This window comes from Streptomyces sp. NPDC006012 (assembly GCF_042871185.1).
Classification (GTDB): Bacteria; Actinomycetota; Actinomycetes; order Streptomycetales; family Streptomycetaceae; genus Streptomyces.
Map to the genome: position 1 here is coordinate 24,610 of NZ_JBIAIE010000040.1, position 15,132 is coordinate 39,741.

At 70.2% G+C, this 15,132-nt stretch carries 11 protein-coding genes; 8 read left to right on the plus strand and 3 right to left on the minus strand.

Features of this window, described 5'->3' with window-relative positions; all coding sequences use genetic code 11:
* Nucleotides 1–154: 154 nt before the first annotated feature.
* Nucleotides 155–292 carry a hypothetical protein gene (locus ACFYPJ_RS37040; protein ID WP_389026199.1) on the plus strand — a complete coding sequence of 46 codons (138 nt, stop codon included), beginning with the start codon at nt 155–157 and terminating at the stop codon, nt 290–292.
* A 2-nt stretch (nt 293–294) separates the two neighbouring features.
* On the opposite strand, the gene ACFYPJ_RS37045 is transcribed toward ACFYPJ_RS37040, so the two are convergent.
* Nucleotides 295–1,293 carry a LacI family DNA-binding transcriptional regulator gene (locus ACFYPJ_RS37045; RefSeq protein WP_389026201.1) on the minus strand — a complete coding sequence of 333 codons (999 nt, stop codon included), beginning with the start codon at nt 1,291–1,293 and terminating at the stop codon, nt 295–297.
* Nucleotides 1,294–1,785: 492 nt separating this feature from the next.
* Here ACFYPJ_RS37045 and ACFYPJ_RS37050 point away from each other — a divergent pair, with 492 nt between their 5' ends.
* The 5 genes from ACFYPJ_RS37050 to ACFYPJ_RS37070 all read left to right on the plus strand — a co-directional run bounded on the left by ACFYPJ_RS37050 (nt 1,786) and on the right by ACFYPJ_RS37070 (nt 10,778).
* Nucleotides 1,786–3,126, plus strand: a complete 1,341-nt coding sequence (locus tag ACFYPJ_RS37050) for an ABC transporter substrate-binding protein (RefSeq protein WP_389026203.1) — start codon at nt 1,786–1,788, stop codon at nt 3,124–3,126.
* Nucleotides 3,127–3,133: 7 nt separating this feature from the next.
* Nucleotides 3,134–4,078 (plus strand): carbohydrate ABC transporter permease, encoded by a 945-nt coding sequence (locus ACFYPJ_RS37055; protein WP_389026205.1) that lies wholly within the window; start codon nt 3,134–3,136, stop codon nt 4,076–4,078.
* Between the two features lie 47 nt (nt 4,079–4,125).
* Nucleotides 4,126–4,932, plus strand: coding sequence for a carbohydrate ABC transporter permease (locus tag ACFYPJ_RS37060; protein WP_389026232.1), 807 nt, complete (start codon nt 4,126–4,128; stop codon nt 4,930–4,932).
* A gap of 75 nt (nt 4,933–5,007) precedes the next feature.
* Nucleotides 5,008–7,734, plus strand: a complete 2,727-nt coding sequence (locus ACFYPJ_RS37065; protein WP_389026207.1) for a glycosyl hydrolase-related protein — start codon at nt 5,008–5,010, stop codon at nt 7,732–7,734.
* Nucleotides 7,735–7,790: 56 nt separating this feature from the next.
* Nucleotides 7,791–10,778 (plus strand): glycoside hydrolase family 2 TIM barrel-domain containing protein, encoded by a 2,988-nt coding sequence (locus ACFYPJ_RS37070; RefSeq protein ID WP_389026209.1) that lies wholly within the window; start codon nt 7,791–7,793, stop codon nt 10,776–10,778.
* Between the two features lie 59 nt (nt 10,779–10,837).
* On the opposite strand, the gene ACFYPJ_RS37075 is transcribed toward ACFYPJ_RS37070, so the two are convergent.
* Nucleotides 10,838–11,374 carry a hypothetical protein gene (locus tag ACFYPJ_RS37075; protein WP_389026211.1) on the minus strand — a complete coding sequence of 179 codons (537 nt, stop codon included), beginning with the start codon at nt 11,372–11,374 and terminating at the stop codon, nt 10,838–10,840.
* A gap of 216 nt (nt 11,375–11,590) precedes the next feature.
* Between ACFYPJ_RS37075 and ACFYPJ_RS37080 the strand changes: the two genes are divergently transcribed.
* Entirely contained in the window at nt 11,591–12,406 is an 816-nt protein-coding gene (locus ACFYPJ_RS37080) for an SAM-dependent methyltransferase (RefSeq protein ID WP_389026213.1), read from the plus strand.
* A 101-nt stretch (nt 12,407–12,507) separates the two neighbouring features.
* On the opposite strand, the gene ACFYPJ_RS37085 is transcribed toward ACFYPJ_RS37080, so the two are convergent.
* The gene (locus ACFYPJ_RS37085; RefSeq protein WP_389026215.1) at nt 12,508–13,545 is read right to left on the minus strand and encodes a PP2C family protein-serine/threonine phosphatase; all 1,038 of its coding nucleotides are present in this window, start codon (nt 13,543–13,545) and stop codon (nt 12,508–12,510) included.
* A 308-nt stretch (nt 13,546–13,853) separates the two neighbouring features.
* Between ACFYPJ_RS37085 and ACFYPJ_RS37090 the strand changes: the two genes are divergently transcribed.
* Nucleotides 13,854–15,116 (plus strand): MalY/PatB family protein, encoded by a 1,263-nt coding sequence (locus ACFYPJ_RS37090; RefSeq protein WP_389026216.1) that lies wholly within the window; start codon nt 13,854–13,856, stop codon nt 15,114–15,116.
* Nucleotides 15,117–15,132 lie beyond the last annotated feature (16 nt).

The window sequence follows — 15,132 nt, forward strand, 5'->3', positions numbered from 1 at the left end:
CCTCCCGGGCGCCCGCTCCTACGGTGAGCCGCGCACCGGCCGGCCGGGCGCGGTGCCGACAGGTGATCGAGAGCGAGCGAGGGACGACGACCATTGACGAGGACATGCAGTTCCCCGAATACCGGACGATCCGTCCGCGGTCGTGGACTCCGGTGTGATCGCGGAATACGTCGTGCTCTACGACCGTGACGGACGGCGGCTGCTGCGGCTTGCCCTCCCGTACCGCTCGTACGGGAGGGAAGGGCACAGCACCGCCGGGGACCGCGGCGGGCCGGCCGAACCCGCCGCGTGACGCTACGCGGACTCGCGCAGTCGCAGTTCCGCCCGTGTCACCAGGTCCTCGGGACTGAGCGGGTCACTGCCGGTGAGCAGGCGGGCGGCCTGTTCGACGGCGAGCACCCCGAGCCTGCGGGTGTCGAGCGCCACACTGGACAGCTGCGGCTCGACGAGCGCGCCGAGGCCCACCCCGTCGAAGCCGATCACGGCCAGGTCCCGGGGAACGCTGCGTCCGATCCGGCGCGCGCCTCGCAGCGCACCGATGGCAATGACGTCGTTGAAGGTGAAGACGGCGGTGACCTCGGGGTGCTCGGCGAGCAGGCGTTCCAGCGCGGCGTCGCCGCCCTCCACACTCTGGTCGGCGCGGCACACCGGGCCGTCACCGAGACCGCAGGCGGCCATCGCGTCGGCGAACCAGGCGTGGCGGCCGCTCGGCTGGGCCCGGGCGGCGTGGTCGAGCATGCCGATATGCCGATGGCCCGCCTCGACGAGGTACGAGATCGCCGCCTTGACGCCGTCGCGCCCGTCGATCCGGATGGAGCTGAACCGTTCGGTGTCGCCCTCACGGTCGATGAGTACGACGGGAAGTCCCCGGGCGAGCTGTTCGATCTCGCCCTCGGACCGGCTGAAGTAGCCGACCACGGCGTCCACCTGCGAGGCGATCACCTGGAGTGTGCCGAACTCCTCCTGCGCGCTGTCCGCGGTGTCGTAGACGACGACGTGCCAGCCGCGGGACCGCGCTGCTTCCAGGGCCGCGTGGGCGACCTCGGTGAAGAACGGGTTGAGCAGATCGGGGATCACCAGACCGACGGTGATCGTGTCCTGGCGCACCAGGCCCCGGGCGAACCGGCTCGGCCGGTATCCGAGGGCCAGGGCCGCGTCGAGCACGCGCTGCTTGGTGGAACGTTCGATCTCCCCCTTGTCGTTCAGCGCACGTGACACGGTCTGCCGGGACACACCGGCAGCACGGGCGACGTCATGGATCGTCACCCTGCGGGACTCGGTCCCGGACGGCACTATCGCTCACCTCCACACATCGGACGACACAGCTGCGTCGCGGCGGTCCGAGTATGCCTCAGCCCTGGAGTGAGGCATGTCTCCCCCGGGTGCGCGACCGGCCCGGCGAGCTCCCCACCGGGCCGGTCACGCACCCGCTGAACCGCTGCGGGGCCGCTCACCGGCAGCAGTCCCGGGGTCCGGACCGAACTGCGGCCCGGCGGGTCCGCGTAACCTGCCGGAATCCTGTTTGACCCGAAAGTCTTGACACTCGGGCGCACCGGAGCGCACACTTCCGAACACTTCAACACAGTTCGTGAGCGCTCCCGTGAGCGTTCCCGTGAACGTTCACGGACCGTAAAATACATGACATGACCAACGAAGCGCCACGGCGACCGACCGCCGGGCCGGTGCTCGTTGCGTCCCGTCCATTCCAACCAGAAGGCATATCGCCCGAGGTGTCAACGTCGACCCGTCTAGCGCCATCGCTAGTCGTTCTCTGGAACGGAAGATATGAGCAGCACAGTCACGCGTGTCCGCTTCGCCGTCGCCGCGGCAGCCAGTATTGCCGTCCTCGCCGGATGCTCGTCGTCCACCGATTCGTCGGGATCGGGTAAGGATTCCGCGGCCTCCTGCGAGCCCTCGAAGGGCAAGGTCACCCTGCAGTACTGGAACACCGTTCCGGGCATGGACAAGGTCGTCGACCTGTGGAACAAGAAGAACCCGAACATCCAGGTCGAGATGAAGAACATCTCGAACGACCAGTACGGCACCATCAGCAACGCCCTCAAGGCGGACAAGGCGCCGGAACTGGCCCAGGTCGGCTATGACGAGCTGCCCAGCCTGCGCACCCAGGGTGCCTTCGTCGACGCCTCGGCGTGCAAGGACGCGACCGCCGCCAAGTCGAAGTTCGTCCCCTGGACCTGGTCGCAGACCAGCTTCGGCGACACCGGCGTGTTCGCCATGCCGCAGGACACCGGCCCGATGGCCCTGTTCGTGCGCTCCGACATCTTCAAGAAGTACGGCGTGGCGGTCCCCAAGACGTGGGACGAGTACCAGGCGGCGGCGCGGACGCTGCACAAGGCCGACCCGAACCTGACCATCACGTTCTTCGACCCGAACAACGCCGAGTGGTTCAACGGGCTCCTCTGGCAGAACAACGCCGAGATGTACAAGTACGCCGGTGACAAGTGGCAGGTCTCGGTCGTGTCGGACCGGAGCAAGCAGGTCGCCGACTACTGGCAGAAGATGATCTCGGACAAGCTGGTCCGCACGGACCTGGCGAACACGTCGACCCAGATGTACGCGGCCTACCAGAAGAACCAGATCGCCACGTACGTCGGCGCCGCCTGGGGCTACAGCATGCTGCGCGACAACCTGCCCAGCCAGGCCGGCAAGTGGTCCATCGTCCCGATGCCGACGTGGGGCACGAACGGTGCGTCCGGTAACTGGGGCGGGTCCACCGTCGCGTTCATGAAGGGCAACAAGCACCTGTACGAGTCGGTCAAGTTCAACACCTGGCTGAACTCCGACCCGGAAGCCCTCGCGCTGGAGAACAAGCTGGGCGGCCTCTACCCGGCGGCCACCGACGGCCTGGAGCTTCCCGCGCTGTCGAAGGGCGTTCCCTACTACAACAACCAGAAGATCTTCGACGTCTTCGCCGAGTCGTCCAAGAAGATCGACACCAACTTCGCCTGGGGTCCCACGCAGAAGACGGTGAACCTCGCGCTGCAGGACTCGCTGGCCAAGGCGGCGGCCGGCGACGGCACGGTGAGCGACGCGCTCACCGCCGCGCAGAACGCCGCGCTGAAGTCGATGAAGGACCAGGCGATCCCGGCTGCGGCGGGCAAGTGACCGCAGCATGACTGACATCACCCATCGCACAACCCGCGTGGCGTCGCCGAGGGGCCGCCGTCGTCTCAACGGCGGCGGCCCCCGGGCGGGCACCATCGCCGCGTTCCTGACCCCGTTCTTCCTCCCGTTCGTGCTGTTCTACCTCGTGCCGATCGGCTACGCCCTCTGGCAGAGCTTCCGCGTGGTGCGCCGCACCGGCGGACAGTACGGCACGTCGTACACGACCTTCGGCGGTTTTGAGCAGTACGCGCAGGTGTTCCAGAACTCGCAGTTCTGGTCCAGCATCGGCCGTATCGGACTGTTCGGCATCGTGCAGGTGCCGGTCATGCTGTTCATCGCGCTGATCATGGCGCTGCTGCTCGACAGCCCCCTGCTGAAGATCAAGGCGTTCTTCCGCGTCACGGCGTTCATGCCGTACGCGGTGCCCGGTGTCATCGCCGCGATCATGTGGTCGTTCCTCTACTCGCCGCAGCTCAGCCCGGTCGTGGACATCCTTCAGGGCGTCGGCCTGCATCCCGACTTCCTGGGCCCGGGCGCGGTGCTGTGGTCGGCGGCGAACGTCTCCACCTGGCTCTGGACCGGCTACAACATGCTGATCATGTTCTCGGCGCTGCAGGGGATCCCGCAGGAGATCTACGAGGCCGCGAAGCTCGACGGGGCGAGCAACTGGAAGATCGCGTGGCGGATCAAGGTCCCGATCATCGCCCCGTCGATCGTGCTCACCACCGTCTTCTCGATCATCGGCACCTTGCAGCTCTACGCCGAGCCGGCCGTGCTGCGCCAGATCTCGTCGAACATCTCCAGCACGTTCACGCCCAACATGCTGGCCTACGCGGTGGCCTCCGGGAACAACTACCAGCAGGCCGCGGCGATCTCCGTGGTCATCGCCGTCATCACCTTCGTCTTGAGCTTCGGGTTCATGCGACTGACCTCGAAGAAGGCCGGACTGTGAAGAACCAATCCCCGATACGGGAAAGCCGCATCAGCCGTACCGCCGCGATGGCCCTGATGCTCCTGCTGGTGATCTACTTCCTGCTGCCGATCTACTTCCTGATCGTCGCGGCGACGAAACCGCAGGGCGAACTCGCCTCCACCAACGGGCTGGCGTTCTCGCACTTCAACCTGTTCCACAACCTGCACACCTTGTTCGCGCGCAGCGACGGCATCTTCGGGCGCTGGGCCCTCAACACCGTGATCTACGCGGTGCTGGGCGCGGCCGTCGGCACGCTGGTGTCCGCGCTGTGCGGATACGCCCTGGCCAAGTTCAGCTTCCGGGGCCGCGAGTTCCTGTTCTCCGTCATCCTCGGCGGCGTGCTCGTGCCCACCACGGCCCTCGCACTCCCCCTGTTCCTGCTGTTCTCGGCCACCGGGATCGTCAACACCTACCTGGCGGTGTTCCTGCCGAGCATCGTCAACCCGTTCGGTGTCTACCTGGCGCGCATCTTCGCCAACGCCTCCGTCCCGCAGGAGCTCATGGAGGCGGCGCGGCTGGACGGCGCCGGTGAGTTCCGCACCTTCTTCTCGGTGGCGCTCAAAATGATGTCGCCGGCGCTGGTGACGATCTTCCTGTTCCAGTTCGTCACGATCTGGAACAACTTCTTCCTGCCGATGGTGATGCTGCAGAAGGAGTCCCTGTTCCCGATCACCCTCGGCCTGTACGAGTGGAACGGTCAGACCGCCCGTGTCCCGCTGCTCCAGGAGACCGTGATCACCGGCTCGCTCGTGTCGATCGTGCCCGTGATCCTCGTCTTCATCCTGCTGCAGCGATTCTGGCGCACCGGAATAGCCGCCGGCTCCCTCAAGTGACGCTGCGGCACCGCCGACGTCACCACCCGCCCCACCCGCTCTCCTGCCCGCTCAGCCCAGAAGGTTCCTCTCGCCATGCCCAATTCCGCCGTCTTCGTGCCCCATTTCCACTGGGACCGCGAGTGGTACGAGCCGTTCCAGGTGTTCCGGCATCGGCTGGTCACCGCCCTCGACACCGTGCTGGAGACGGCCGAGGCGAATCCTGATTTCCGGTTCACCGTCGACGGGCAGATGGCCGCGGTCGAGGACTACCTGGAGATGCGGCCGGAAAACCGCGACCGTGTGGTGGCCCTGGTCGAGGAGGGCCGACTCGCCATCGGCCCGTGGCTCATCCTGCTCGACGAGTTCCTCTGCTCCGGCGAGACCATCGTGCGCAACCTCCAGATGGGCTGGGCGGCAGCGGCGGAACTCGGCGGCTCGATGTCCACCGGCTACCTGCCGGACATGTTCGGCCACATCGCGCAGATGCCGCAGATCCTGGCCCGGGCCGGCATCGAGCACGCGGCACTGTGGCGCGGGGTGCCCGGCACCGTCGACGGTCATGCCTTCCACTGGCGGGCTCCCGACGGTTCGCAGGTGCGCACCGAGTTCCTCTTCGACGGCTACGACAACGGCCTCGACGTCCTGCTGGTGCCGGACCAGATCGGCCGCGCGCTCGGCGAGTACGCGCAGATGACGGCCGACCGCTGGGGCAACGACCCGGTGCTGGCGATGGCCGGCACCGACCACAACGCGCCCGACCCGCAACTGGCGGCCTGGCTGCGGCGGGCGTCCAGCGAGGAGCGCGCCATCACCATCGCGACGCTCGACGAGTACATCCGTGAGCATGTGCGCGACGAGGTGTCCGCGGTCGTCACCGGTGAACTCCGCAGCCATGTGCGCGGCAACATCCTCCCGGGCGTGCTCTCCGTACGGCTCGGGCTCAAGCAGCGGATGGCCGTCGCCGAGCGCACCATCGACCACGCCGAGCGGGTGAACGCCCTGTGGTCCGAGCGGGACGACACGCCGTTCCTCTCGCTCGCCTGGCACAAGATCATCGAATCGACCGCGCACGACTCGGTGGTGGGCTCCGGGACCGACGAGACCTCTGACCAGGTCGAGGCCCGGCTCGCCGAAGCCGCGCAGGCCGCGCGTGCCGTCCGGGACGCGGCGCTCGCCGAGCCCGCCGCCCGGGTGCCGAGCGACGGTCACCTGGTGGCCAACCCGCTGCCGTTCTCCCGTACGGCCCTGGTCGAGGTGGACGTCGTGGCTCCGCCCGAGGGTTCGGCGCTGGTCGCGACCGGCGCCGACGGCTCGGTGCAGCCGGTGCAGCTGATCTCCGAGGCCCCGACGGTGCTCAGCGACGAGCGCATGGACGCGTCGCAGCTGGAACGCGTCCTGCGCCGCATCCACCGCCGTGAACTCTTCGGCCGGCTGATCGACCACTACGAGCTCACCGCGGGCTCGCTCGTCTTCCACCTCGCCGAGGTGCCCACCAGCGGCCCGTTCGACCTGCTGATCCTGCGCCGCGAGGTGGCCGCCGCGGCCGCCGCGCACCCGGGTGAGTGGCGGGTGCTGACGCTGGAGGAGGCGCGAGCCACCGCGCTGGTGCCGGTGCAGGTGCCGGCCTCCGGGCTCGCGAGTTTCCGGGTCGGCCCCGGCGAGGCGTCGGCCGCCGCGACGACGGCCGCACCCGCGACGGCGACGGCACGCACGCTCGCCAACGGCCTGGTCGAGGTCGCGGTCGCCGACGACGGCACGCTGACCGTGACCGGGGCCGACGGCACCGTGCTGTCCGGCGTCGGCCGCCTCGTCGACGGCGGTGACCGCGGCGACAGCTACAACTACGCTCCTCCGGCGCAGGACGTGCTCGTGTCGGAGCCGACGGACGTCTCCGTCGAGCTCCTGGACAGCGGCCCGCTGCGCGGGCGGCTGCGCGTCACCCGCGTCTACGCGTGGCCCGCCGAGCTCTCCCAGGACCGCGACGTGCGCAGCGGCCGGACCGTGCCGACACCGGTGGAGACGCTCGTGGAGGTGCGCGCGGGTGAGCCCTTCGTCCGCGTCTCCACCTCGTTCCTGAACCAGTCCGCCGACCACCGGCTGCGCTTCCATGTGCCGCTGCCCGAGCCGGCGGCCGCCTCCGCCTCCGCCGGCCAGTTCGCCGTCACCGAGCGCGGACTCACCGCCGAGGGCGGCTGGGGCGAGTACCCGATCCCGACCTTCCCGGCGAGTTCGTTCGTGTCGGCCGGAGCCGCCAACGTCCTGCTCGACCACTCCGCCGAGTACGAGCTCGTCGACGACGGCTCGGAACTCGCCATCACGCTGCTGCGCGCGATCGGCTCGATCAGCGTCAACATCCATCCCCTCCGCGACGAGCCCGCCGCCAGCGAGATCCCCACGCCCGGCGCGCAGGATCTCGGGATGCGCATCGAGAACCGGTTCGCCGTCGTTCCCTCGGCCACCGGCTGGCAGGGTGCGCACGCGGTCGCGCTCTCCGAGGAGTTCCGCAACGACGTGCTCGTCGCCCGCGGAACCGCCCCCGCCGGCGGCACTCTGCCGCCGGACGCCACGGGCGTGCAGGTCGACGGCGAAGACGTCTACGTGTCCAGCGTCCGCCGCGTCACCGACGCCGAGCGCGGGGCCGGTACCGAGGTGCGGCTGACCGCGATGAGCGACACCGGCTCGACCGTCCGTGTGACGGGCGCGTTCACCACGGCCACCACGGTCGACCTGCTCGGCCGGCCCCTTTCCGAGACGCCGGCCGACGATGGGCTGGAACTCGTCCTCGGCCCCTGGGAGATCCGCACCGTGGTGGTCCGCTGACCGGCCGCGTTCGACGCTCGGACCCCCACCCGCTACCAAGAAAGCGTTGTGACTCCTTGTCCTCCGAATTCTCCGCGTATGTTTCGGACACCGCGCCGGGACGCGGCGCACTGCGCCCGGCCCGCTCGTGGCTGCGCTCGGACGCACCCTCGTGCTCGCTCAACGGCCCCTGGCGCTTTCGTCTGTCGCCCACGGCGTCGGTGGCGGAGGATTTCGCGGCCGACGACTTCGACGACGACGGCTGGGACAGCATTCCGGTGCCCGCACACTGGGTGCTGCACGGCGACGGGGCCTACGGCCGGCCGATCTACACGAACAGGCAGTTCCCGTTCCCGATCGACCCGCCGCACGTCCCGGACGAGAACCCCACCGGCGACTACCGCCGGCACGTCGACATCCCCGCCGACTGGTCGGATGCCGAGCGCGTCCTGCTGCGGTTCGACGGTGTCGAGTCCCTCTTCAAGGTGTGGGTGAACGGCGTCGAGATCGGCAGTGCCAGTGGCAGCCGCCTCACCCATGAGTTCGATGTGACGTCGGCGGTACGCCCCGGGGACAACGTCGTCAGTGTGCGGGTGCACCAGTGGTCGGCGGCCAGCTACGTCGAGGACCAGGACCAGTGGTGGCTGCCGGGCATCTTCCGGGACGTCACCCTGACCGCCCGCCCGGCCGGGGGCATCGAGGACGTCTGGCTGCGGACCGGTTTCGAGGACGGGCGCGGGCGGGTGGACCCCGAGGTCGTCGCCGACGAGGCGGCGTTCCCGGTCACCCTGCGCATCCCCGAACTAGGCGTCGAACAGATGTGGGCCACCCCGGCCGACGTGGCACCGCTCGACGTCACCGGTGTACATCCCTGGTCCGCGGAACTGCCGCGGCTCTACGACGCCACCGTGTCGACGGCCGCCGAGACCATCGCCCTGCGCATCGGTTTCCGTACGGTCGAGATCCGCGGTGACCAGTTCCTGGTCAACGGCCGCCGTGTCGTCTTCCACGGGGTCAACCGCCACGAGGCGCATCCCGAGCGCGGCCGGGTCTTCGACGAGGAGCACGCCCGGGCGGACCTGGCCCGCATGAAGCGGTTCAACGTGAACGCGATCCGCACCAGTCACTACCCCCCGCATCCGCGGCTGCTCGACCTCGCCGACGAACTCGGCTTCTGGGTCGTCCTCGAATGCGATCTGGAGACGCACGGCTTCGACGCGGTCGACTGGGCCGGCAACCCGAGCGACGACCCGGCGTGGCGTGCGGCGTACCTCGACCGGATCGAGCGCACCGTCGAACGCGACAAGAACCATCCCAGCATCGTGATGTGGTCGATCGGCAACGAGGCCGGCACGGGCAGCAACCTCGCCGCGATGTCCGCCTGGGTCCATGCCCGCGACGCCGAGCGCCCGGTGCACTACGAGGGCGACCACACCGGCGAGTACACCGACGTCTACTCCCGCATGTACGCGTCGGTGCGGGAGACCGAGGAGATCGGCACGGACGGCTCGGGGTCGACGCTGCTGAACTGCACCCCGGCCCAGAGCGCCCGGCAGCGCGCCAAGCCGTTCCTGCTGTGCGAGTACGCCCACGCGATGGGCAACGGACCGGGGGCGTTCGACCAGTACGAGGAGCTGGTGCACCGCTATCCGCGGCTGCACGGCGGGTTCGTCTGGGAGTGGCGCGACCACGGCATCCTGACGAAGACCCCCGACGGCAGGCCGTACTACGCGTACGGCGGTGACTTCGGGGAGGTCGTCCACGACAGCAACTTCGTGATGGACGGAATGCTGCTGAGCAATGACATCCCGACTCCCAGCCTCCACGAGTTCAAGGCCGTGGTGCAGCCCGTCCGCCTCGCCTTCGAGGCCGGCCACGTCACGGTGACGAACCTGCGGCACTCGGCCGACACGTCCGATCTGCGTTTCCACTGGCGCGTCGAACACGACGGCGCGCAGGTGGCCGACGGGGAACTGGACGTCCCGGCCGTCGCGGCGGGCGGGTCGCTGCGGGTGCCCCTGCCCGCGGTCCCGGTGTCGGCGGATGCGGAGACGTGGCTCACCGTCGACGCGGTGCTGGCGGCCGGCACTGTGTGGGCGGACGCCGGACACGTGATCGCGACCGCGCAGTCGGACCGTTCGGCGCACCGTCCGGTACCGGGTGTCCGGTCCCGGCACCCGTGGCGGCGAAGCGACGGGACCCTGACGCTCGGCATCGCCGAGTTCGTCGGCGGGTCCCTCACCCGCCTCGGCGGCCGGACGGTCGAGGGACCGCGGCTGGAACTGTTCCGTGCGCCGACCGACAACGACGAGGGCGCCTCGGAGGAGGTCGAGGGGAGCGACGCCAGCATCGCCGGTGTCTCCAACGCCGACCTGTGGCGCCGCGACGGTCTCGACCGGCTGACCACACGGCGTCTGTCGGTGGAGTGCACGGCGCAGGCGCTGCGGACCGTCGACAAGGTCTCCGCGGCGAACTCCGCCTTGTCGGTGCTGGTCGAGTCCGTCTGGTCGGTCGAAGGCGACGAACTGGAACTGCGGGTGGAGATCGAGCCGTCGAGCGGCTGGCGGACGGTGTGGCCGCGGCTCGGGATACGTTTCGACCTGCCGGACGGCACGGCTGCGGTGGACGGCGCCGAGTGGTTCGGGCTGGGCCCGTTCGAGTCCTACCCGGACAGTCTGCGCGCGGCTCGCGTCGGGCGTTTCTCCGCCACCGTCCACGATCTCTCGGTGGACTACGCGCGGCCCCAGGAGACCGGGCACCGCTCCCAGGTGCGACAGCTCGTGCTGACGAGCGGCAGCAGCGAAGTGCTCCGCGTCGCGACCCTCCCGGACATGCACGGGCGTCGCCCCGGATTCACGCTCAGCCGTCACACTCCCCAACAGATCGCACAGGCCCGGCACCCGTTCGACCTGCCGGAGTCCGGGAAGAGTCACCTCTTCATCGACGCCGCCCAGCACGGGCTCGGATCACGGGCCTGCGGACCGGATGTGTGGCCCGAGTTCGCGCTGCGCCCGGAATCCCGCACGATCCGGCTCCGCATCAGCGGCCCGCGTCCGCGGGGGTGACGGACCGGCCCCGGACGCCCGCACGATGACTGTGCCCCGGGGCCGGGCCGCTCGGACACTCAGCCGGCAACAGTGTCCGCTCGGCCCGGCCCCGGGGCACAGCGCTGCGACCGGTCAGCCGTCTGCTGACGGTGTACGGCCGAGATCAGGCCGGTTCCTCCAGGGACGGCGCCCCCTCGGCAGGCCGCTGTGCGGACGCCGGCCTGCGCGACCAGAACTGGTACTACGGTTCGTCCTCGCCGGCCGGCAGGCGGAACAGCAACCGGGCCGCGAATGCCAGCAGCCACCAGTACTTGGCGAGGCTCGGAGAGTCGAAACACCGGGATCGACGTGGCGAAGACCAGGACGAGCGCGACGCCGTGGCGGAACAGTCCCTTCAGCTCCGTGGTCGTCACGTGCGGTGCGGCCAGCGCGGGGGCGACCAGCAGACGCAGGTACATCGCGCAGTTGAGGGAGATGGCCAGGGTAATCGCCCCCGCATGGACGGCGGTCGCCGTGGTGGTCTCGCCGTACTCGCTGATCAACCGCGTCGGGTAGGGCAGGGCGGCCACGACCGCGAGGAGGGCGAAGTAGAAGTAGAAGTCCACAGCCTTCACAACTCTTGCCGTATCCGGCCACCAGGCCGTACCCGCCACGCGCCCCGGACCGCCCACCGGCACGGCCCGCGCCCGGACAGGGGTCTCGCTGCGGCCGAAACGGCCCCCACCGCCTCCACCGGCCGTGCATTCCCGAACTTGCTGGTGGGACAAGGGTGTTGGGACATAGGTTTGGCCCGGACGATGCCCGCCCCGGCTGAAAGACGGACACGACTCATGACCGATCCCACGACGACGCCCGACCCGACCGCGCTCCAGAAGATCGACACGTCGGTGCCGCACTCGGCCCGCATCTGGAACTACTGGCTCGGCGGCAAGGACAACTACCCCGTCGACGAGGAAGCCGGTGACGCGTACACCGCCGTCTTCCCCGGCATCGTCACCATCGCCCGCAGCAGCCGCGCTTTTCTTCACCGCACCATCACGTATCTGGTCGATGAGGCGGGTATCCGGCAGTTCCTGGACGTCGGCACCGGCCTGCCGACCGCCCAGAACACCCATGAGGTCGCCCAGCGACTCGCCCCCGAGTCGCGGATCGTCTACGTCGACAACGACCCGATGGTCCTCGGCCACGCCCGCGCCCTGCTCTACTCCTCCCGCGAGGGCGCCACCGCCTATGTCGACGCCGATGTGACGGACCCGGACCGTATCCTCGCGGCCGCCGCCAAGACGCTGGACCTCGGCCGGCCCACCGCGCTCATCCTCAGCAACATCCTGGGGCACATCCCCGACCGCGAGCAGGCCCGCTCGGTCGTCACCCGGCTGATGGACGCCCTGCCTGCGGGCAGCCACCTCTCCGTGAACGACGGGTCGCGCGGCATCGACCCGGTCTTCGAGCGGGCCCAGAACGCCTACAACGACAGTGGAGCCGTCCCGTACACGCTGCGCACCGTCGATGAGATCACCACGTTCTTCGACGGTCTGGAACTCATCGATCCCGGTGTCGTCCCGGTGACGCAGTGGCGGCCGGAGCCCGGTGCGGCCGCCCCGGGGACCGTCGCCGAGCACGGCGGACTCGCCCGGAAGGCGTGAGCGGCGCGTACCGGCGAGCGCCCCGCCCGTGCGCCTGTGTCCCTCCCGGTTCACGCCGTACGGCGTGAACCGGAGCCCGGCAGGCGGCCAGGCGGTCGGGCTCAGGCGGTCTTCCGGATCGCGATGGCGGCGATGTCGTCGTTCAGATTGTCCCCGCTGTGTTCCAGCAGGGCGTGGTGCAGTCCTTTCAGGACTTGCCGAGGTGGTTTGTCCAGTTGGTCGCGGGCCCAGGTGGCGAGGGGGAAGAAGGTTCCGTCGGCGTCGCGGGTCTCGGTGACGCCGTCGGTGTAGAGCAGGAGTTGGTCGCCGGCGCCGAAGGCGAAGCGGTGGGGGTGGAAGGCGGGGGTGAGCAGGCCGCCCAGGTTGAGGGGCGGGCCCGGGTCGTCGGTGTCGAGGACGTGGACGCTGCCGCGGCGGCCGAGCAGAGGTGGGGGGTGGCCGCAGCTGAGGATGGTGGCGTGGGCGGCGTCGCGGGGAATCTCGGCGAGGACGGCGGTGGCGAAGAGTTCGGCGGCGTCGCCCTGGGCGAGCGCGGCGGCGGCGTCACGGCACAGGGTCGTCTCCAGGCAGTCGGCGATCTGCGCGAGGCCGGTGGCCGCGTAGGCCGCCTCCCGGAACGAGCCGAGCACCGCCGAGGCCATGGCGAGAGCGGGCAGTCCCTTGCCGCGGACGTCGCCGATGATCAGGCGGATCACGTCGGGGGTGTCGGCCAGGGCGTAGAAGTCGCCGCCGACCCGTGCGTGCGGGGTGGCGGTCAGGTAGAGGCTGCCGATCTCCAGGGGTCCGACACGGCGCGGGATGGGCCGCAGCAGCACCTTCTGCGTGGCGTCCGCCACGGTACGGACCTCGGTGATCGTGTCCTCCCGCTGCAGACGCAGATGGCTGGCGTACGCCGCGGCCACGGTGACCAGCCCGATGGCTGCCGCGGTGAACAGGATGGAGTGGTCCGACGACAGCACGGCGTAGACCGAGACGCCGAGCGTGCATGCAAGGCCGAGGACCAGGGTGGGGCCGACCGGCCACAGCGCCGCCGCGAGCGCGGGCGCCGCGGGCAGCAACCGGGTCATGGGCACTTCGGGCGGGGTCAGCACCGCGAGCAGGGCGAGCAGCGCCGTCAGGAGCGCCGGCGAGAGCAGCATCGGATCCCGACGCACTCTGGCCGACCACCGTGCGCTACGCCCGCCATGCACCCTCATAAAGGGAAATATAGGTATAAACACACATCGGTGGGTGCGGTCCCGGCGTCCAGGGGCGACGCGGACAGGAAGCATCTACGGGCGCCCGCGCCTTCCTTCCGCGCCGTCTCCCCGGAATCATGCCGAGGGCGGGACCGTCCCGGCGCACTCCTGTCCGTGACACCTCCCGGCAGTGTCCGCAGCAGCCGGTCCACCCGCCACACCGCCACCGCAGGCCCGGTCCGTCCCACCGGGCCAGGGGGGAGCACCGCGTGAACGTATCCGGCGACCACCCGCACTCCGAGTCCGCGGACCGCAACCGGACAGATCCTCTCGTCCAGCTGTCCGTCGAGCAGCTGCGCCGGCGCACCAGCATGAAGTGGCGCGTGCATCCCGAGGACGTCCTGCCCCTGTGGGTGGCCGAGATGGACGTCCCGCTGGCGCCCGCCGTCGCCGAGGCCCTGCACCGCGCCGTCGACCTCGGCGACACCGGATACCCCCATGGCACCGCGTACGCCGAGGCCTTCGCCGCGTTCGCCGCGGAACGGTGGCGGTGGGACGGCGTGCGCATCGAGAACACCGCGATCGTGCCCGACGTGATGACGGGCATCGTCGAAGTCCTCCGCCTGATCACGGGCCCGGGCGACGCCGTCGTCGTCTGCTGCCCGGTCTACCCGCCGTTCTACGCGTTCGTCTCCCACGCCGGCCGGCAGGTCGTCGAGGCGCCCCTCGGCACCGGCCTGCGGATCGACCTCGGCGCCCTTGAGGAGGCGTTCGTCCGCGCACGCCGCCACGGCCGCCACGCGGCGTTCCTGCTGAGCAACCCGCACAATCCGACCGGCGTCGTCCACACCCGAGCCGAACTGGAAGCCGTCGCGGCGCTCGCCCGCAGGCACGGTGTGCGGGTGGTCTCCGACGAGATACACGCCCCGCTGGTGCTGCCCGGGGCCGTCTTCACACCTTTCCTCGGTGTGCCCGGCTCGGCGGACGGTTTCGCGGTGACCTCCGCGTCCAAGGCATGGAACCTCGCCGGCGCCAAGGCCGCCCTCGCCGTCGCCGGTGCCGAGGCCGCGGACGACCTGCGGCGGATGCCCGAGGAGGTCGGCCACGGCCCCAGCCACCTGGGCGTCATCGCGCACACGGCGGCCTTCCGTGACGCCACGCAGTGGCTGGACGGGCTGCTGGCCGGCCTCGACGCGAACCGCAGCCTGCTGGGACACCTGGTGGCGGAGCACCTTCCGGCCGTGCGGTACCTCCCGCCCGAGGGCACGTGTCTCGCCTGGCTGGACTGCACCCGGCTGGGACTGCACCACGACCGCACGCCGGACGGCCCCGGCACCGTGAGCGACCTCGCCGGACCGGCGAAGATGTTTCTCGACGAAGCCCGTGTCGCCCTCAGCTCCGGGCATGTGTTCGGCAGCGGCGGCGCAGGATGCGTACGGCTCAACTTCGCGACCTCGCCGGCCGTCCTGCGCCAGGCACTGGCCGCCATGGGACGCGCGGCGGCCGGCCACGGTCGGGCGCCCCGTCCCTGACCGTCCCGCCCCGGCG